An 18,922-nucleotide genomic window follows, 5' to 3' on the forward strand; every position below is an offset into this window, starting at 1 on the left:
CATCAGCTTCCGGTGAGTCGCGCGACCGCCTCCGTGACGGATACCGCGTCGCGCTCGCCCGAACGGCGATCCCACAGCTCGACCTGCCCGTCGGCCGCACCGCGTCCGACGATCAGGATCTTCGGAACACCGACGATCTCGGCATCGCCGAACTTCACGCCGGGTGAGACCTTCGGACGATCGTCGTAGAGCACATCGAGGCCGGCGGCCTGCAGCTGCGCCGAGACGCTCTCCGCGACCTCGAATGCGACCTGGTCACGGCCCGCGGCGACGACCTGCACGTCGAACGGCGCGACCGAGGCGGGCCAGATCAGGCCCTTCTCGTCATTGTTGAGCTCTGCGATGATCGCCAGGATGCGGGTGACTCCGATCCCGTAGGAGCCCATCGTCACGGTGACGAGCTTGCCGTTCTCGTTCAGTACCTTTAGCCCCAGTGCCTCGGCGTACTTGCGGCCGAGCTGGAACACGTGTCCGATCTCCATGCCCCGGGCGATCTCGACCGGTCCCGAACCGTCGGGCGCGGGGTCCCCGGCACGGACATCGGCGATCTCGACGATGCCGTCGGCCTCGAAGTCCCGACCCGCGACCACGGAGTGCGCATGCTTCTGGTCGACGTTGGCACCGGTGATCCAGCTCGTGCCCTCGCTGACCCGGGGATCGACGAGGTAGCGGATGCCGGTGGCGGACTCCTCGCCCAGAACAGCGCCCGTTTCGGACCAGGGACCGATGTAGCCCTTCACCAGGAGCGGATGCTTCTGGAAGTCCTCGGAGGTCGCCGTCTCGACCTCGGCGGGCGCGAACGCGACTTCGGCGCGCTTCTGGTCGACGTCACGATCACCGGGAAGGCCGACGACGACGAGCTCGCGGGACCCGTCGAGATGCGTGAGCGCGAGCACGACGTTCTTCAATGTGTCTGCCGAGGTGTACTCGCCGTCGAGGACGGTGTTGGCGTGCGCGACGAGGGTCGTGATCGTGGGGGTGTCGGGCGAGTCGAAGATCACGGGACGGGCATCGGCGTCGAACGGCACCGCGTCGGGCACAGCGGTGGTGAACGCCTCGACGTTGGCCGCGTATCCCCCGGCACTGCGCACGAAGCTGTCCTCGCCGACCGGCGTCGGGTGCAGGAACTCCTCGCTGCGCGAGCCGCCCATGGCGCCGGCATCGGCCTGCACGATGACGTACTCGAGCCCGAGGCGCTGGAAGATGCGCTCGTAGGCGTCGCGCTGCGCCTGGTAGCTCACGTCGAGGCCTTCATCGGAGGCGTCGAAGGAGTAGGCGTCCTTCATCGTGAACTCGCGACCGCGGAGCAGACCGGCGCGCGGGCGTGCCTCGTCGCGGTACTTGTCCTGGATCTGGTAGATCGTCAGCGGCAGGTCCTTGTACGACGAGTAGAGGTCCTTCACGAGCAGTGTGAAGGCCTCTTCGTGCGTGGGAGCGAGAAGGTAGTCGCCGCCCTTGCGATCTTGGAGGCGGAAGAGCAGGTCGCCGTACTCGTCCCAGCGACCGGTCGCCTCGTAGGCCTCGCGCGGCATCAGCGCCGGGAAGTGCACCTCCTGGGCACCGGCCTCGGCCATCTCCTCGCGGACGACGGTCTCGATCTTCGCCTTCACCCGGAGGCCGAGAGGCAGCCAGGCGAAGATGCCTGCGGCCTGCGGTCGGATGTATCCGGCGCGGATCAGCAGCTTGTGACTGGCGATCTCGGCGCCGGCCGGGTCTTCGCGGAGCGTGCGGAGGAAGAATTTCGAGAGACGAGTGACCACGGGCCAAGTCTACTGACCCGTGGCCCTCGCCTTCCGTCGTCGCGTCAGTTCAGCGCGGGGAGGCCCGAAGGCACCACTCCGCCCTTGTACAGGCTCACCGCGAGCTCCTGCAGCGCGGTCAACGCGACCCGCTGCGGAAGAGGTCCGTACGAGATGCGGGCGACGCCGATGTTCTCGTACTCCGAGGCCGCGAGAGCACCGGGGACGCCGATGACGCTCACTTTCCGCTCACCGATGCCCTCCACGAGCTGACGGGTCACGTTCGCGTCGAGCAGCCCCGGCACGAAGACCGATGTGGCTCCGGCGTCGATGTAGGCGCGACCGCGCTGGATCGCGTCTGCGACACTCTCCTTGACGGGGCGTCCGCCCGCGCGCACGAACGCGTCGGTGCGCGCGTTCAGGGCGAACGGCACACCCTCCGCCTCCGCGGCCTTCACGATCGCCGCGACCGCTGCCACCGACTCGCCGAGGGGCTTCAGGCGGTCTTCGACGTTGGCTCCCACGACTCCGACGCCGATCGCGAGGCGAGTGGTCTCCCCCGCGTCGCCGTAGCCGTCGTCGAGGTCGGCTGAGACCGGCACGGGGACCGACGCGGCGATGCGCCCGACCATGTCGATCATGAGGTCACGAGGGGTGGCTCCGTCGTCGTAGCCGAACGAGGCGGCGATGCCGTGTCCGGCGGTGGCGATGGCACGGGTCTCGGGCAACATGGCGACGGCGCGCGCCGACACGACGTCCCACACATTGACGACACGGAGGATCTCCGGGGCGTCGTAGAGTCCGATGAGGGTCTGGGCCTTGGCAGCTGGAGTGGTCATGCCCTCCACGCTAACGCGGATGGTCCTCCTCGGGCCGAATTCGTCCGTCCCCGCACGCTTAGGGTGGGGACATGCCCCAGCGCCGATCGCACGTCGCCCCGTCCGCCGCCCAGACCGAGCTCGCCGCCGCGCTGGCCGCGCTCCGCGAGTCGGTGGAGGCTCCCGTGGAGTTTCCGGATGCGGTGATCGCCGAGGCGCAGGACGCCACCGCCGCCGCGACGACACTCGACCTCCGCGACGTGCCGTTCGTGACGCTCGACCCGCTCGGTGCCCGAGACCTCGATCAGGCGTTCCATCTGGAGCGAGCGGGCTCCGGTTTCACGGTGCGCTACGCCATCGCCGATGTTCCGGGCTTCGTCACGCCGGGCGGCGCCGTCGACCTCGAAGCACGCCGCCGCGGTCAGACGTTGTACGCGGCCGACGGATCGATCCCGCTGCATCCGCGCGTGCTCAGTGAGGATCGTGCCTCGCTGCTCGCCGATGTGGACCGCCCCGCGCTGGTGTGGACCTTCGCTCTCGACGAGGCCGGGGTCGTGACGGATCACCGCCTGGAACGCGCGACGATTCGTTCGCGCGCTCAGCTCGACTACGTCTCGGCTCAGGAGAAGCTCGATCGTGGCGAGGAGGGTCCGTGGACGCTTCTGCCCGTGATCGGCGCGCTGCGCATCGAGCAGGAGCGCGTACGGGGTGGGGCCAGCCTCAACCTTCCCGACGAGGAGGTCGTGGTCACCGCCGATGGCGGGTACGGCATCGAGCGCCGCCACCCGCTTCCGGTCGAGGAATGGAACGCACAGCTGTCGTTGATGACCGGCATGGCCGCGGCATCGCTGATGCTGGAGGCCGGCGTCGGAGTGCTGCGCACCATGCCCGAGCCCGATGAGAAGTCATTCGACGTCTTCCGCCGTCAGACCGAGGCGCTCGGCAGGCCCTGGACCACCGGCCGCTACGGCGACTACCTGCGCGAACTCGACCGCGCCGATCCGATGACGCTTCCGGTCCTGGAGGCCGCGGCCACGCTGTTCCGCGGGGCCGGATATCTCGTGTTCGACGGGACCGCTCCGACCGACGCGATCCAGGCGGCGATCGGCGCCCCGTACGCCCACGCCACCGCTCCCCTGCGCCGGCTGGTCGACCGTTGGTCCCTGGCGATCTGCCTCGCCGTGTCGAGCGGTCTTCCCGCACCTGCGTGGGCACGGGAGTCGTTGCATGAGCTCCCCGCGCTCATGCAGGAGTCCGGTCAGCGCGCGTCGCGGTTGAACACCGCCACCGTCAACGCCGTCGAAGCAGCATTGCTCACGCCGCTGGTGGGCAGTGAGGTGCAGGCGACCGTCATCGAGCTCCGCGGGGACGAGCGAGCGTCCGTCCAGCTCGCGGAGCCGGCCGTGACCTCCTCGGCTCCCGTTCCCGCAGAAGCCGCCCCGGGCGACGTGATCTCGCTGCGAGTCGTGCGGGCGGACATCGCGCGCGGAGAGATCGAGTTCGCGCTGTGACGGCGCGGGACGCCAGGTTCGGGCTCAGTCCGCCGACGTCACAGTCGTGGTCATCACGAGCAGCTGCGGGTCGCTGAGGTCCAGCGCGACGGTCACGGCGTCGAACGCCGCGAGAGACGCGACGTGCGTGCCTCCGCAGAGGATCACCGCTTCACCCTCGGGCAGCTCGCAGTGCCAGCGGCGGCGGTCGACGATCGTCGGCCCCTCGGTCACGAGTCGGCTGGCGGCGGCCGAGGCCACCCATGCCGCGAGCTGCGTGTTGACGCGCGCCTCGCGCTCGGCCAACGTGGCCCCGAAGCTCTCAGTGTCGAAGCCCGCGCGACGCAGGCTCTTGCCCAGGCGGTACTCGTCGACGCTGCCGTCTTCGTGGATACGACTGCTCTGGTTCGCCCGTCCCTCGAAATCAGGAGTGCCGAGCGCGTCCGCGCCTGGATCCTTGCGCCAGAGATCCGCCAGTGCGAGGTCGAGGGCCAGGGAAGCGAGATGACACGCGGTGTGCCCGCGGCTGAGAGCTGCGCGGCGAGCCGCATCCACCTGCAGACCCACGGTGGCGCCCGGCACGATGCCCGCCGGGACGTCTCCGGCGATCCGGTGTCCGACCAGCCAGGTCCACCCCTCGGCTCCACGCTTGACCGGGATGTCCGCTCCGACTGCGAACACGCCCTCGTCACTGATCGCCGCCATGACCGCTTCCGTCACCAGGGCGCTTTGCGCACCGGCGACGATGACCCCCGAGTCGCCCGGCTGGTCCGGCCAGGTGTGATCGACCGGGTGGAACGGTGTGGCGTCCACGACGACGATCGTCGTGCCATCAGGGGCTGACTCGACCCGCGTGACGACGCCGTCACCCGTGACGGTTCCGTCCGCGAAGGACACGCGCGTTGCAGACATGGTTCTCCTCCGGAAGGGCGACGAGCGTCGCGAGGGCGTCAGACCGTGATGACCTGTGCGGTGCCGAGGGCCGCGTCCGGGCCCATCTCGGCGGCGATGCGGTTGGCCTCTTCGATCAGAGTCGCGACGATGTCGGCCTCGGGCACGGTCTTGATGACCTCGCCCTTGACGAAGATCTGTCCCTTCCCGTTGCCGGAGGCGACGCCGAGGTCGGCCTCGCGAGCCTCGCCCGGACCGTTCACGACGCATCCCATCACGGCCACGCGCAGCGGCACCGTCATGTCCTTGAGTCCCTCGGTCACGTCTTCGGCGAGCGTGTAGACGTCGACCTGCGCACGCCCGCACGACGGGCACGAGACGATCTCGAGCTTGCGCTCGCGCAGGTTGAGCGACTGCAGGATCTGGTGCCCGACCTTGACCTCTTCGGCGGGCGGGGCCGACAGCGAGACGCGGATGGTGTCTCCGATGCCCTCGCTGAGAAGGATGCCGAACGCGGTCGCGCTCTTGATCGTTCCCTGGAAAGCGGGTCCTGCCTCGGTGACGCCGAGGTGCAGCGGCCAGTCGCCCCGTTCGGCCAGCTGGCGGTAGGCCTTGACCATCACGATCGGGTCGTTGTGCTTGACCGAGATCTTGAAGTCGTGGAAGTCGTGCTCCTCGAACAGCGAGGCCTCCCACACGGCGCTCTCGACGAGGGCCTCGGCCGTCGCCTTGCCGTGCTTCTCGAGGATGCGGCGGTCGAGCGACCCGGCGTTGACTCCGATGCGCAGCGACACACCGGCTGCCTTCGCAGCCTCGGCGATCTTGCCGACGTTGCCGTCGAACTCGCGGATGTTCCCGGGGTTCACCCGGACAGCGCCACAGCCGGCATCGATCGCCGAGTAGATGTAGCGGGGCTGGAAGTGGATGTCGGCGATGACTGGGATCTGGCTCTTCATCGCGATGATCTTCAGCGCGTCGGCGTCGTCCTGGTGCGGCACGGCGACGCGCACGATCTCGCAGCCAGACGCGGTCAATTCGGCGATCTGCTGGAGCGTTCCGTTGATGTCCGTGGTCTTCGTCGTCGTCATCGACTGGACGCTGACGGGAGCGTTGCCCCCGACCAGCACCTTGCCCACCTTGATCTGGCGGGTCTTGCGGCGCGGGGCGAGGACTTCGGGGACTTTCGGCATCCCGAGATTGACTGCTGGCACACATCGATTCTACGTCGCCCGGATGCGCGCGGGCTGGATGCGGCGAGAAGCCTCGCCCCGCGCCGGGGAGACGCCCGCACGGTGTGGTAGTTTCGGCCCATGCTCGCGAACTTCACCTGGTGGCCCGCCTTCTAGGCGGTGTGTTCGCGTTCCCACGAATTCAGACCGCCTCCGGGGCGGTCTTTTCGTTGCGCCGAGCCGGAGCCCTGCACAGGAGACATCGATGACCCTCTCACGACTCGCCGAGCTCAGCCGCGATCCGGACGCGCCCTTCGTGCTCATCGCGCGCGACGGCGCCGACACGGTCGAACTGCTCACCGGAGACGTCGTCGACGTCGACCTGCTGGCTGACATCCCGCTGACGGTCGACGGCACACCGCGCGAGGTCTTCTCGCTCGTGCCATACCGCCAGGTGCGGGAGCGAGGTTTCGTGGCGCAGGACGACGGCGCCCCACTGCGCTGCCTGATCGTCGACGAGCACCTGCACCTGCCCACCGCCGAACTGCTCAGCGCGCTGCCGTCCGAGTCGGTGCCGCTGCAGGAGGGCGGGTTCGACATCGCCGATGAGGAGTACGCGGCGATCGTCGAGACAGTGATCGCCGACGAGATCGGCCGGGGCGAAGGCGCGAACTTCGTGATCCGTCGCGATTACACCGCGCGCATCGATGTCGACGACCGCACCGCCGCGCTGACCTGGTTCCGCGCCCTGCTGACGCACGAGCGTGGCGCCTACTGGACCTTCGCGGTGTTCACGCCCGGCCACATCGCGGTCGGCGCGAGCCCCGAGGCTCATGTGGTGGCGCGCGAGGGCGTCGTCACGATGAACCCGATCTCGGGCACCTTCCGTCACCCCGCCGGCGGCTCGACCCGCGAGACCCTGGTCGACTTCCTCTCCTCCACGAAAGAGACGGAGGAGCTGTTCATGGTGGTCGATGAGGAGCTCAAGATGATGAGCGCGGTCTGCTCCGACGGCGGACGCATCACCGGCCCGCACCTGAAGGAGATGTCGCGCCTGACGCACACGGAGTACATGCTCCGCGGACGCAGTCGCCTCGATCCGCGCGACATCCTGCGCGAGACGATGTTCGCCCCGACCGTCACAGGGTCGCCCATGCAGAACGCCTGCGCCGTCATCCGTCGCCATGAGCGCGAGCCTCGGGGCTACTACTCGGGCGTCGCCGCACTCTTCACCCCCAACTCCGAGGGCGGCCACGATCTCGACGCGCCGATCCTGATCCGCACCGTATATCTGCAGGACGGTGCGCTGCGCGTGCCGGTCGGTGCGACGCTCGTGCGGCACTCCGACCCGCACGGCGAGGTCAGTGAGACGCACGGCAAGGCGGCCGGAGTCCTCGGGGCCATCGGAGCGATCGACCGCGATCGCGTGGCAGAGGCTCGAAGCGACGCGGATGCGCCCGGCGCGTCCGTCCGGCTCGCCGACGATCCCGTCGTGTCGGAACTGCTCGCATCCCGCAACTCCCGCCTCGCGGAGTTCTGGCTCAACCCGCAGGACGACGGCTCCGCCGCACGCTTCACGGGGCGCTCTGCCGTCGTGGTCGACGCTGAGGACCGTTTCACGACGATGCTGGCGCATCAGCTGCGACACCTCGGTCTCGCGGTGTCGATCGTCCCCTGGAGTGCCGTCACGGACGAGGAGCTCGACAGCGCCGATCTCGTCGTCACCGGCCCGGGTCCGGGCGACCCGCGCGATGCCGGGAGCGCCCGCATCGCCCGTATGCGCGCCACGGTCGATCGACGGCTGGATGCACATGCCCCGCTGCTGGCGGTGTGTCTGAGCCATCAGATCCTCAGCGACCGACTCGGGATTCCGCTCATGCCGCTCGCCGCGCCGCACCAGGGGCTGCAGAAGTCCGTTCCGGTGTTCGGAGAGGACGCCTCAATCGGGTTCTACAACACCTTCACTGCTCGCGTCGCACCCGGCACGACCGAGATCAAGGGCGCCGAGGTCTCGGCCGATCCCGCGACCGGAGACGTCTACGCCCTGCGCGGTGACGCGTTCGCGTCGGTGCAGGGCCACCTCGAGTCGATCCTGTCGCGCGACGGCATCCGCACGCTGGAGCGACTGGTCGCCCATGCGCTGAGCTGAGCTCAGCTGAGGTCAGCCGAATCGGCGAGGTCTCAGCCGAGGATGTCGATCGGCTTGAACAGGTCAGCGATGATCAGCAACGCACCCATCGCGATCAGCAGGGTGGCGACCACGACGGTGAGCGGAACCAGGCGCGTCGCGTCGACGGGAGCGGGCGGGGGCCGACGAAAGAGCTTCGCCCAGGCCCGCCGGATGCCCTCCCACAGCGCGACCACGATGTGCCCGCCGTCGAGCGGCAGCAACGGGATCAGATTGAACACGAACAGTGCGATGTTCAGGGATCCGAGCAGTCCCAGCAGCACCGAGAGCCGATTCAGGACCGGGGCTTCGGTGGCGGCGACCTCTCCCGCGAGACGCCCGACGCCGACGACGCTGAGGGGGCCGTTCGGATCCCGCTCCCCGTTCGTCACGAGTGCGACGCCGACATCCCACAGTCGCACAGGAAGCGTCGCGATCAGCGTGCTCACCCGCACGACCGTGTCACCGGTCATCTGCACCCCGGCGGTCAGCGGCTGCTGGACGAAACCCATCTGAGAGGCCATGCCGACGTACCCGACCTCCTTGACGATCTCCTCGCCGTCCGCGTCGAGCAGCGGCTGCCCGCTCGCATCGGTGAGGGTGCGCTCGGCGGAGATCGGTGTGATGCGCAATGTCTCTGGTTCGCCGTCACGCTGCACCACGACATCGAGAGCCTCGCCCGGAGCCGCCTGCACGATCGAGGTGGCCTCCGCGAACGTCGACACCGGGCTCCCGTCGATCGACACGAGCACGTCGCCGGGCATGATGCCCGCTTCGGCCGCAGGCGTCGCAGGGTCTTCAGGACCGCACCCGGTCTGGGTGGAGCCGGCCGGCACCACGCACTCGTTCACCGACGCGATCGTGGTCGTGCCCTGCTGCATGCCGATGCCGGAGAGGAGCACCGTGAAGATCACCAGCGCCAGCAGCAGGTTCATCAGCGGGCCGCCAAGCATGACGATCACCCGCTTCCACACCGGCAGACGGTAGAACACCCGGTCCTCGGCGCCCACCGCGATCGTCTCGTCGTTCGCGGAGCGTGCGTCCTGCACCAGCGAACGGAACAGGCCCTTTGCCGGGCCCGTGTTGGTGGAGGCGGGGTACATGCCCGACATCGAGATGAAACCACCGACCGGCAGCAGCTTGAAGCCGTACTCGGTCTCGCCGATGCGCTTCGACCACAGCCGAGGACCGAAGCCGATCATGTACTGGCCGACGCGCACGCCGAAGAGCTTGGCAGGGACGAGATGACCGACCTCGTGCAGACCGATCGAGAGGCCGAGGCCGATCAGCATGAACAGGATGCCACCCACATAGAGCAGGATTTCCACGTGCCCACGCTACTGCGCTCCCCTGAGGAATCCGCCCACAACGGCCGACCTGCCCTGAGCGCTCATCCGGCCGACGGCTCCGCGACCCCAGAGGTCGTGCCGCACGGGCAACGCGGCGATGCCATGAGATCATGGATGCGACATGTCGATTGAACAACAACCGAGCCTGCCTCCCGTGCTCCGCCCCGCGAACCCGCCCCGGCGTGAGCTGTCCGAACTCGCCTCTCGATTCGCGCACCAGGTGCGTGGCGACCTCACGGGCGTCGCCGTCTCCGGCATCACGCTGGCGACGGCGGATCTGCGCCCCGGCGAGGCGTTCGTCGCGATCAACGGGGTCAACCGGCATGGCGCTGAGTTCGCCGCCACGGCCGCCGAGAAGGGTGCCGTCGCGATCATCACCGACGGGGCCGGCGCAGACCTCGCCGCATCCGCCGGGCTTCCGATCCTCGTGGTCGACGATCCTCGGGCGGTCCTGGGAGAGCTCAGCGCCTGGGTGTACGGCACCGGAGCGCACGACCCTCTCCCCCTCCTGTTCGCGACGACCGGCACGAACGGCAAGACCAGCGTCTCGCACCTGCTCGAGGGCATCCTGGAGCAGATCGGCGTCGTCGCCGGCCTGTCATCGACCGCCGAGCGCCACATCGCGGGCGAGGTGATCGTGTCACGGCTCACCACACCCGAGGCCTCCGAGATGCACGCCCTGCTCGCCCTCATGCGTGAACGCCGGGTCGAAGCCGTCGCGGTCGAGGTCAGCGCTCAGGCCCTCTCACGCCACCGCGTCGACGGCCTGATGTTCGACGTCGCAGGTTTCACGAACCTCAGTCACGACCACCTCGACGACTACGCCGACATGGAGGAGTACTTCGAGGCGAAGCTCCCCCTCTTCCTTCCGGATCGCGCACGCCGAGCGGTGATCTGCATCGACTCGCCGTCGGGCGCGATCGTCGTCGAGCGCTCCGGAATCCCCACAGTCACGGTCGGCACCCCGTCGATCGCCGCGGATCCCCATGCCGCGGAGCAGGCGGACTGGGTCGTCGTGATCGACGACGAACGCGCCGCGGGCACCACGTTCACGATGACCGGACCCGCGGGCTCGCTCACCACGACCGTGCCGGTGATCGGACCCCACATGGCCGCCAACGCCGCACTCGCGATCGTCATGCTCCTCGAAGGCGGCTACGCCTGGGAGCGGATCGTCGATGCGCTCGAACGCGACCACGGCATCCACGCCTACCTGCCCGGACGCACGCAGCTGGTGTCGGGCGACCGCGGCCCCGCCGTCTTCGTCGACTTCGGGCACTCCCCCGACGCGTTCGAGAAGACGCTCGCGGCCGTTCGCCGGGTCACCCCGGGGCGGGTCGTGATGCTCTTCGGCGCCGACGGCGACCGTGACGCGAGCAAGCGATACGACATGGCGCGCACGGCCGTCGAAGGAAGCGACGTGCTCGTCGTGACCGATCATCACCCGCGGTTCGAGAACCCGGAGTCCATCAGGGCCACGCTCGTCGCGGGAGCACGCAAGGCGCGTCCGGACGCGGAGATCCACGAGTACTCGCCGCCGGAGCGGGCGATCGTGGCCGCTGTCGGACTCGTCGGCGAGGGCGATGCGATCCTCTGGGCGGGGCCCGGGCACCAGGACTACCGTGACATCCGCGGGGTACGAACGCCCTACTCGGCGCGAGAGCTCGCTCGACGCGCGCTGCGCGCCGCAGGATGGCCGGTTCCCGAGTCGCGCTGGCCCGTGCCGTACCCCGACGACGAGTGACGTCCGATCCGAGGTGATCCGGCGCGTCGCCTCAGCGGCTCAGGCCGCGGCGATCAGCCGGTCGGCCGTCGCGCGTGCCCACAGCTCCGCGGCAGCCAGCGACTCGACCGTGAGGGTGTCGGGCGGCTCGTGCGCGTCGACCACACGAGCGATCGTGTCGACGATGCCGAGGAACGGCAGCCGACCCTCGTGGAACGCATCGACGGCCTGCTCGTTCGCCGCGTTGTAGACCGCGGGGAACGTGGCGCCGGCGCGCCCGACGGATTTCGCCAGAGCCACCGCCGGGAATGCGGAGTCGTCGAGCGGCTCGAAGGTCCATGCCGTGGCGGCCGTCCAGTCGATCGGCGTGCCGACTCCGCCCACGCGGTGCGGCCAGTCGAGACCCAGGGAGATCGGCAGGCGCATGTCCGGCGGCGATGCCTGTGCGATCGTCGATCCATCGATGAACTCGACCATGGAATGCACGACCGACTGCGGGTGCACGACCACCTCGATGTCGTCGTAGGGAACGTCGAACAGCAGGTGCGCCTCGATCACCTCGAGGCCTTTGTTGACGAGCGTCGCCGAATTCGTCGTGACCATGCGCCCCATGTCCCAGGTCGGGTGCGCGAGGGCCTCGGCCGGGGTCACCGCGGTGAGCTCCTCGCGGCTGCGACCGCGGAACGGTCCCCCCGACGCCGTCACGATCAGACGACGCACCTCGGAGGGGATGCCGCTGCGGAGCGCCTGCGCCAGAGCGGAGTGCTCGGAGTCGACCGGAACGATCTGACCGGGAGACGCGGCGGCCTGCACGAGCGCGCCGCCCACGATCAACGACTCCTTGTTCGCCAGGGCCAGGGTGCGCCCCGCGGTGAGGGCCGCCAACGTCGAGCCGAGACCGATGGAACCGGTGATGGCGTTGAGCACCACGTCGGCATCGACGTCGCGCACCAGCTGCTCGGCCTCAGCGGCGCCCAGGGCGGTGTGCTCCACCTGGAACTGCTCGGCCTGCGCCCGCAACATCTCGGAGTTCGTGCCCGCGGCCAGGCCGACGAGTTCGAACCGTCGCGGGTTCGCACGGATGACATCCAGTGCCTGGGTGCCGATGGAACCGGTCGAGCCGAGGACGATGATGCGACGCATGCGGCCAGCCTATGTCACGGCGTGACCGCTCACCGCCTACTGCTGAACAGGTGTGGTCGCCAGGATGTCGACCACGAAGACGAGGCTCTCCTTCTGGAGCTCATTGCCCTCGGCGGCACCGTAGGCGTCGGCGGGCGGCATCTGCACGACGACCTGTGAGCCCACCTTTTGACCCTCGAGCGCCAGGCGGAAGCCGGTCACCACACCCGTGGTCTGGAACTGCGTCGGCACGGCGTCACGGCCCCAACTGGAGTCGAACTCCTCGCCGTCGGACCACTTGACGCCGCGGTACTGCACGACGACGAGGTCGCCGGGGGCGACGGTCGCGCCATCGCCCTGTTTGAGCACTGCGACCTTGGTCTCGGTCGGCTCCGGGCCGTCGGGCAGCGTGATGGTGGGCGAGCCCTCGTCATCGAGCTCGACGGTGGGCATGCCGGGAGTGGGGTCGACCGGCGTGCCGGTGGCGACCTCGGGCAGCTGCTCGACGGCCTCGGCGTAGACGACCTTGTTCGTCTGCCCCTGCCCGAACACGCTGCCCGGAAGGGTGAGGACAACTGTCGTTCCGACCGGCTCACACTCGAGTGCGGCGACGAAGAGCGAGGACTGGTTCGTGTCGAGGAGCACGGGCAGGAGACCCTCCTCACCGCGAGCGGAGGAGTCGAGCACCTCGCCGGTCGAGGCTTCGAGGATCTGATAGCGGACCGAGACGAGATCGTTCACGAAGATGTCGTCGCCGTCACCCTCGCTCAGGACGGTGCGCTCGACACCCGCGAATGCGGCGTCGGCCGGCACGGTGACTTTCGCGTCAGCGCCTTCGCCGTCGACGACGACCGAATCCGAGGTCGCACCGGGCTGCGCGTCCAGCGCGCACTCACTCGATGCGGTCGGCTCGGGAGTCGCGGAGCTCTCGGGCGAGCCCCCTCCAGCGCATCCCGCCAGCAGCAGGGTCGCCGCGGCGACGGTGGACAGGACGACGAGCGGACGCTTGCGCACAGGGAGACCTCAGGGTTCGCGGGCAGGAACTCCCATCCTCTCTCATCGCCCTTTGCCCGGGCTGTGAGGCACGGCGCGTCGTCCATTCCCGCGCGAGCATGGATCCGGGAGTAACCTGCTCTGATGACCTCTGAGCCGTTCGTCGAGCCCGAATCCGCGCCGGAGGAAGAATCGGCGGCGACTCCGGAGACCTCCGTGAAGCCCCGCCACGCCGGCTTTGCCTACTCACTCGGGCGCAGCCTCATCACTCCGCTCGCGCGCCTGGTCTACCGTCCGCGCATCGAGGGGCGAGAGAACGTCCCGCCGACGGGTGCCGTGATCTTCGCCAGCAACCACCTCTCGTTCATCGACTCGATCGCGATCCCGGTCGCCGCTCCGCGGCCTGTGCACTTCCTCGCGAAGTCGAGCTACTTCGAGGGCACCGGGTTCCAGGGGTGGATGAGCAAGACGTTCTTCCAGTCCATCGGCGCGATCCCGGTCCGCCGCGGCGCCGGCCAGGCAGCGCTCGACGCGCTCGACCTGCAGAGGCAGCTGCTCGACGAGGGCCTTGCCGTCGCGTTGTACCCGGAGGGAACCCGGTCCACCGACGGTCGCCTGTACAAGGGCCGCACCGGTGTGGCGTTCCTCGCCCTGCAGACCGGAGCACCCGTGGTTCCCGTCGGTCTCGTGGGCACGGACAAGGCGATGCCCGTCGGCGGGAAGATTCCCCGGTTATCGGCGCGCATCACCGTGCGCTTCGGTGAACCGCTCGATCTGTCGCCGCACGGTCCGGCGACCAGCGGACGCGCGCGTCGTCTCGCGACGGACGAGATCATGGCGGCGATCCACACGCTGTCGGGCCAGGAGCTCGCGGGCGCCTACAACGAGGCCCCGGCGCAGGGCACCATCGAGAAGATCAAGCAGGCGCTGCCCCACGAGCGCCGCTGATCGATCGCCGCGCGCACACGGCGGAGTCAGGCCTGCGCGGTGACCGTCGCTTCGTGGCGCACGGGGAAGTTCACCGAGTTGGCGATGAAGCACCATTCGTTCGCCTGTACGTGCGCACGCTCGGCCGCCTCGATCATCGATGCCTCGGCCACCACCACTTCTGGCCGTAGCGTGACCTCGACGAACGCGCCGCCGCCGGCACCGTTCTCGCGCATCATGCCGGAGGCGCGGTCGCGGTAGGAGAGGACGACGACTCCGGCCGTGACGCACGCGTGCAGGTAGGACAGCAGATGACATTCCGAGAGCGAGGCCAGCAGCAGATCCTCCGGGTTCCATCGCGTCGGGTCACCGCGGAACGGCTTGTCTGCCGAGGCGAGGAGCTCGGGCTTGCCGTCGACCTCGATCGTCACGTCGCGACGGTAGTCGCGGTAGCCGCTGGTGCCGGAGCCGGAGTTCCCCGTCCAGGTCGAGGTGAGTGCGTACCGGTGCTCGCCGAGCACGTGTGCGTTCGCTGCCATGCGGCCAGTCTGCCACCCACCGCCGACACGGGTGCGGCACGCAGAGCGGACCTGATCGGACGGGACCCGACGGTAGGCTTGTCGGGTGCTGGAGACTCTCACTGTGCAGGATGCCGTCGAACTCGCTGTCGTCGAACGGAGCGGCTTCATCGAATCCCGTCACGCCGGTGCGGCCGTGGTCCTCTCGTCCGACGGTGACGTCATCGCGCGGCACGGCAACCCGGACGCGCTGATCCTGCCGCGTTCGAGCCTGAAGCCCCTGCAGGCCATCGCCTGCATCACCGCCGGCGCCGTCCTCGAGGGCGAGCATCTCGCGATGTCGACGGCGAGCCACACCGGCACCGACCGCCACGCCGCCGCGGTACGCGACATGCTGACCGAGGGCGGCCTGACCGAAGACCACCTCGCGTGCCCTCCCGCCTGGCCGAGCGACACCGCGACACGTGATGACATGGTCCGCGAGCACGGGCAGCAGGCTCGCATCCGCATGAACTGCTCGGGCAAGCACGCCGCGATGCTGCGGGCGTGCGTCGCGACGGGCTGGCCCACCGACGGATACCTCGACGCCGCACACCCCCTGCAGGCGCACATTCGCGACGTCATCGAGCGTCTGACGGGCGAGAAGGTGGCCCACCTGGCGATCGACGGCTGCGGTGCACCCGTGTACGCCTTGACCCTGACGGGATTGACCCGAGCGATCCACCGCGTGGGCACCGCGTCCGACCGCTCCCCGTTCGCTCTGCACCGCGTCGCCGGCTCCCTCGTGCGGGCGGTGCGGGAGAACCCCTGGACCATCGAGGGACCCGGACGCCCCGACACCATCGCGATCGAGAAGCTCGGCGTCTTCACGAAGGGCGGCGCCGAGGGCGTCATGGTCATGGTCGCGCCCGACGGCACGACGGTCGGTCTGAAGATGCTCGACGGAGCGGCACGCGCCTCGACGATCGTCGCGGCGACGCTGCTTTCCCGTGCCGGAGCGCTGAGCGACGCGGACGTGACCACTCTGACGGAGGCGCTGCCTCTCACCGTGCTCGGCGGAGGCGGCGTCGTCGGTCAGATCCGTCCGGGCAGCGGCATCTGACACCGGATCCTCGACGCTCGTCATCGCGCCTCGCGCCGCAGTCGTCGACGCAGCGGCGGTGGGTCATCCGGCCGCGGGGCGTCGTCCGCCGCTGACACCTGTGGGGCCTGATTTCGGATCTCCCCCTGCGCAGGCGAGGTCAGCGACGGAATGACCACCCGCCGCGGCCCGTCCTCGCCCCGCAGCATCCAGGCTCTGCCCGCATGCGGAAGCGCGAACGGCGGCAGCTCGCGGATGCCGGCGAGCAACCGGAGGTCAGCCGGGTTTTCGACCCGCAGCAGCACGGTTCCCTCGATGCGGGCACGTTGCCAGACCTGCGGGTGCCGCTGCCAGCTCTCGGCGTCTCCCACGATCAGGGTGGCATCGGTGTGCCCGACGGCAGGATCGCCCAGCAGCACCACCTCACGCTGCGGGTATGCCGAGCGGAGCCGCGCCGCCACCGCTGACGCACTCGATGTGACCAGGCCGGTCAGCCCCGGTGTGGGCGTCCAGAGCGGGGTCGAGGGATCCGGTCCATGGGTGGAGGGTGTCTCCTCGACCCAGGCGAGCTGCACCTCGCGCTCTCCGATCCGCGCACGACCAGGCGGTCGCTCGCGCAGGTATCCCGACGACTCTCCGCCTGCGGCCAGGTGCTCCACCCGGCTCGTCATCCGCAACAGCGCGCGCCGGGGCAAGGCATCAAGCACGCGCGCCACTCCCCCCGACGCGCGCGAGGCGGTCAGGACGAACGTCGCGCCCGACCCCTGACGGATCACCTGCTCCCAGGCCTGGAGGAATCGCTGTGCGTGCTCCGGCGGAAACCCGTTCGCCAGGTGATCGAGGTCGTCACACAGAACCAGCGGGGGTGGGCGATGCACCCCGTCCGCCCAGCCGCAGACAAGATCCCCTGCGCCCTCGAGGTCGCGCGGCACCCAGCACGCGTCGGTTCGCTGCGCGGCCAGTGCGCGGAGAGCTGTTGTGCGTCCGGAACCGGCGGCTCCCAGGACCGCGATGCCTCGGTCGACGCCGATGCGCAACGTCTCCTCCGGCTGTCGCTGGCGAGACGGATCATCGGCTCGCCCCATCACCAGCAGATCACCGCGACGAGCGTCACCGACGACATCCTTCAGCGGCAGCCTGGCGGGAAGCGCGGGCAGCCACGGGCTGTGCGGGGCAGCGGAGCCCGACCACCGCCGCACGATGCGGTCGAGATCCGCCGGCTCGGTGCGCGCGACCCGGACCGCACACGGCTCGGTGTCCTGCGGCCGCCGCACGAAGCCGAGTCCGCGCGATTCTCTGCCGCCTGCGATCTCGGCCGCCGCGGCCGAGCCGATCACCAGCCGACTGTCGGCGGCGTCGACCACCCGCAGCCCGATGCGCAACGGACAGTTCGTCGCCAGCGCATCGCGGATCACCCCGGACGCGCGCTGGGTGCCGAGGATCAGATGCATGCCCAGGGCGCGGCCGCGCGCGGCGACATCTGTGAAGACGGCACCGAGATCCGGATGCTCCTGCAGAAGCGCGGCGAACTCGTCGACCACCACGATCAGCCGCGGCATCGCCACCTCGCTCACGTCGCGTGCTCCAGCTCGAGCGAGCAGCGCCTCTCGTCGTCGGAGTTCTGCGGTGAGGCTCGACACTCCCCTGCGCGCGCCCTCCTCGTCGAGGTCCGTGATCACGGCGGCGACCTGCGGAAGGGCACGCAGGGGGTCGAACGCGGTCCCGCCTTTGAAGTCCGCGAGCACGAACGACACCCGCTCGGGCCCGTTGGCGTGCGCGATCGCGGCCACCCAGGAGACGAGCAGTTCGCTCTTCCCGGTCCCGGTCATGCCGGTGACGATCGCATGCGGTCCGTCCTGCACGATGTCGAGCACCACCTCGCCGCGTTCCCCGATCCCGATGGTCGCCGGCAGCCCGTCCGGCGACTCTTTCTGGTCGAGTCCTGCGAGCGCGACACGCGCAGGCACCTCCTCCGCCGCGGGCACGCCGGCCATCCGCTCGTGCATGACGGCAGCGAACTGCGCGCGCGACATCGCCTCCACACCGAGGTCGGTGGTGGTGTCGGGCGTTCGCATCGACGCGCGCAGCGGATCCTCGACGTCGATGACCGTCGAGATCCCCTCTGGTACGTCTTCGCTACGTGACAGCAGCCAGATCACGGCATCAGCGTCTGCCGCACCGCCCTTCTCACTCAGGGCGAGACGGAGCGCTCCGCGACGCACAGCACCGGCGGACGGAAGCGCCGTGATCCCCCAACTGTCGAGACCGTCCGCCAGGACCGAGAGCTGGACCGGGCTGAATCGCAGACTGAGCTGTGCGAGGAGGGCCCGTGCCGCTGCGGCCACGACCGGGCGCGGACCACGCAGACACAGTCCCTGACCGAGCGGAACCTTGATCGGAGCTCCCGTCAGCGTCGCGCAGCGTGCCGCGAACTCTCTGGCACGCTCGCCCTCGCCACCACTCGTCCGGATTCCACTCGGGACCGAGCCCCGCCCGACGACCACCTCGGTCGTGGCATCAGGAGACTCCGTGCCCCGGAGCGGCGGTCGCACGAGACACGACATCGCGTCGGGGTACCGGTGCCAGAGCCGCTCGCGCGCCTCGTCGTGTCTGCGAAGCAGGTCCCGTTCGGCCCGCCCCCAGCCCGCCTCGAGTTCCGCGTCGTTCGTGCGTCGCTCGCGGCGCCGACTGCGGGCGCCGTCCAGCACGGAGGCCACGAGCATCAGGGGCCCGAGAGCGGCGAAGCACAGGGCGTACAGCGAGCCCGAGACCAGCCACAGCACGATGCCCGCGGCGACGGGGACCACCGCCGCGATGAACGGCAGCGGCGGCCGTCTCGACGGGGGTGGCGCAGCGGGCAGCGTGATCGGCAGGGAGTCCATGTCGACCATTCGACCCCGCGCTGGCGGGGTGAGCCGGGCTGTCCACAGCCCGA

14 protein-coding genes are annotated in these 18,922 nt (G+C 69.6%); 5 read left to right on the forward strand and 9 right to left on the reverse strand.

Going from position 1 to position 18,922, the window contains the following annotated elements:
• Nucleotides 1-2 precede the first annotated feature (2 nt).
• Both AC2D10_RS04165 and AC2D10_RS04170 read right to left on the reverse strand, forming a co-directional pair.
• Nucleotides 3-1,760, reverse strand: a complete 1,758-nt coding sequence (locus AC2D10_RS04165) for a proline--tRNA ligase (protein WP_484710644.1) — start codon at nt 1,758-1,760, stop codon at nt 3-5.
• 44 nt (nt 1,761-1,804) lie between these two features.
• Nucleotides 1,805-2,578: an isocitrate lyase/PEP mutase family protein gene (locus tag AC2D10_RS04170; protein WP_484710645.1), complete on the reverse strand. Its 774-nt coding sequence runs from the start codon at nt 2,576-2,578 to the stop codon at nt 1,805-1,807.
• Nucleotides 2,579-2,649: 71 nt separating this feature from the next.
• On the opposite strand from AC2D10_RS04170, the gene AC2D10_RS04175 reads away from it, so the two are divergent.
• Complete coding sequence (locus AC2D10_RS04175; RefSeq protein ID WP_484710646.1) at nt 2,650-4,068, forward strand: RNB domain-containing ribonuclease; 1,419 nt, start codon at nt 2,650-2,652, stop codon at nt 4,066-4,068.
• Nucleotides 4,069-4,092: 24 nt separating this feature from the next.
• On the opposite strand, the gene AC2D10_RS04180 is transcribed toward AC2D10_RS04175, so the two are convergent.
• Nucleotides 4,093-4,959 (reverse strand): hypothetical protein, encoded by an 867-nt coding sequence (locus AC2D10_RS04180; RefSeq protein WP_484710647.1) that lies wholly within the window; start codon nt 4,957-4,959, stop codon nt 4,093-4,095.
• A 38-nt stretch (nt 4,960-4,997) separates the two neighbouring features.
• A complete protein-coding gene (gene ispG / locus AC2D10_RS04185) occupies nt 4,998-6,149 on the reverse strand; it encodes a flavodoxin-dependent (E)-4-hydroxy-3-methylbut-2-enyl-diphosphate synthase (RefSeq protein ID WP_484710650.1) in 1,152 nt (383 codons plus the stop codon).
• Nucleotides 6,150-6,372: 223 nt separating this feature from the next.
• On the opposite strand from ispG, the gene AC2D10_RS04190 reads away from it, so the two are divergent.
• On the forward strand, nt 6,373-8,256 hold the full coding sequence (locus AC2D10_RS04190; RefSeq protein ID WP_484710652.1) for a chorismate-binding protein: 1,884 nt from the start codon (nt 6,373-6,375) through the stop codon (nt 8,254-8,256).
• 32 nt (nt 8,257-8,288) lie between these two features.
• Here the strand turns inward: AC2D10_RS04190 and AC2D10_RS04195 are convergent, their stop codons facing one another.
• Nucleotides 8,289-9,602 carry a M50 family metallopeptidase gene (locus AC2D10_RS04195; protein ID WP_484710654.1) on the reverse strand — a complete coding sequence of 438 codons (1,314 nt, stop codon included), beginning with the start codon at nt 9,600-9,602 and terminating at the stop codon, nt 8,289-8,291.
• A 142-nt stretch (nt 9,603-9,744) separates the two neighbouring features.
• Here AC2D10_RS04195 and AC2D10_RS04200 point away from each other — a divergent pair, with 142 nt between their 5' ends.
• Nucleotides 9,745-11,367 carry a Mur ligase family protein gene (locus tag AC2D10_RS04200; protein WP_484710657.1) on the forward strand — a complete coding sequence of 541 codons (1,623 nt, stop codon included), beginning with the start codon at nt 9,745-9,747 and terminating at the stop codon, nt 11,365-11,367.
• A 39-nt stretch (nt 11,368-11,406) separates the two neighbouring features.
• On the opposite strand, the gene dxr is transcribed toward AC2D10_RS04200, so the two are convergent.
• A complete protein-coding gene (gene dxr / locus AC2D10_RS04205; protein WP_484710658.1) occupies nt 11,407-12,489 on the reverse strand; it encodes a 1-deoxy-D-xylulose-5-phosphate reductoisomerase in 1,083 nt (360 codons plus the stop codon).
• Between the two features lie 36 nt (nt 12,490-12,525).
• The gene (locus AC2D10_RS04210; protein ID WP_484710659.1) at nt 12,526-13,482 is read right to left on the reverse strand and encodes an FKBP-type peptidyl-prolyl cis-trans isomerase; all 957 of its coding nucleotides are present in this window, start codon (nt 13,480-13,482) and stop codon (nt 12,526-12,528) included.
• Between the two features lie 123 nt (nt 13,483-13,605).
• On the opposite strand from AC2D10_RS04210, the gene AC2D10_RS04215 reads away from it, so the two are divergent.
• Nucleotides 13,606-14,409, forward strand: a complete 804-nt coding sequence (locus tag AC2D10_RS04215; protein WP_484710661.1) for a lysophospholipid acyltransferase family protein — start codon at nt 13,606-13,608, stop codon at nt 14,407-14,409.
• A 26-nt stretch (nt 14,410-14,435) separates the two neighbouring features.
• Here AC2D10_RS04215 and AC2D10_RS04220 read toward each other — a convergent pair whose 3' ends face one another.
• Nucleotides 14,436-14,927, reverse strand: a complete 492-nt coding sequence (locus AC2D10_RS04220) for an OsmC family protein (protein ID WP_484710662.1) — start codon at nt 14,925-14,927, stop codon at nt 14,436-14,438.
• An 85-nt stretch (nt 14,928-15,012) separates the two neighbouring features.
• Between AC2D10_RS04220 and AC2D10_RS04225 the strand changes: the two genes are divergently transcribed.
• Nucleotides 15,013-16,008, forward strand: a complete 996-nt coding sequence (locus AC2D10_RS04225; protein ID WP_484710663.1) for an asparaginase — start codon at nt 15,013-15,015, stop codon at nt 16,006-16,008.
• Nucleotides 16,009-16,028: 20 nt separating this feature from the next.
• On the opposite strand, the gene AC2D10_RS04230 is transcribed toward AC2D10_RS04225, so the two are convergent.
• A complete protein-coding gene (locus AC2D10_RS04230) occupies nt 16,029-18,869 on the reverse strand; it encodes an FtsK/SpoIIIE domain-containing protein (protein WP_484710664.1) in 2,841 nt (946 codons plus the stop codon).
• Between the last annotated feature and the right edge of the window lie 53 nt (nt 18,870-18,922).

The organism is Microbacterium sp. PI-SA-G, assembly GCF_057215335.1.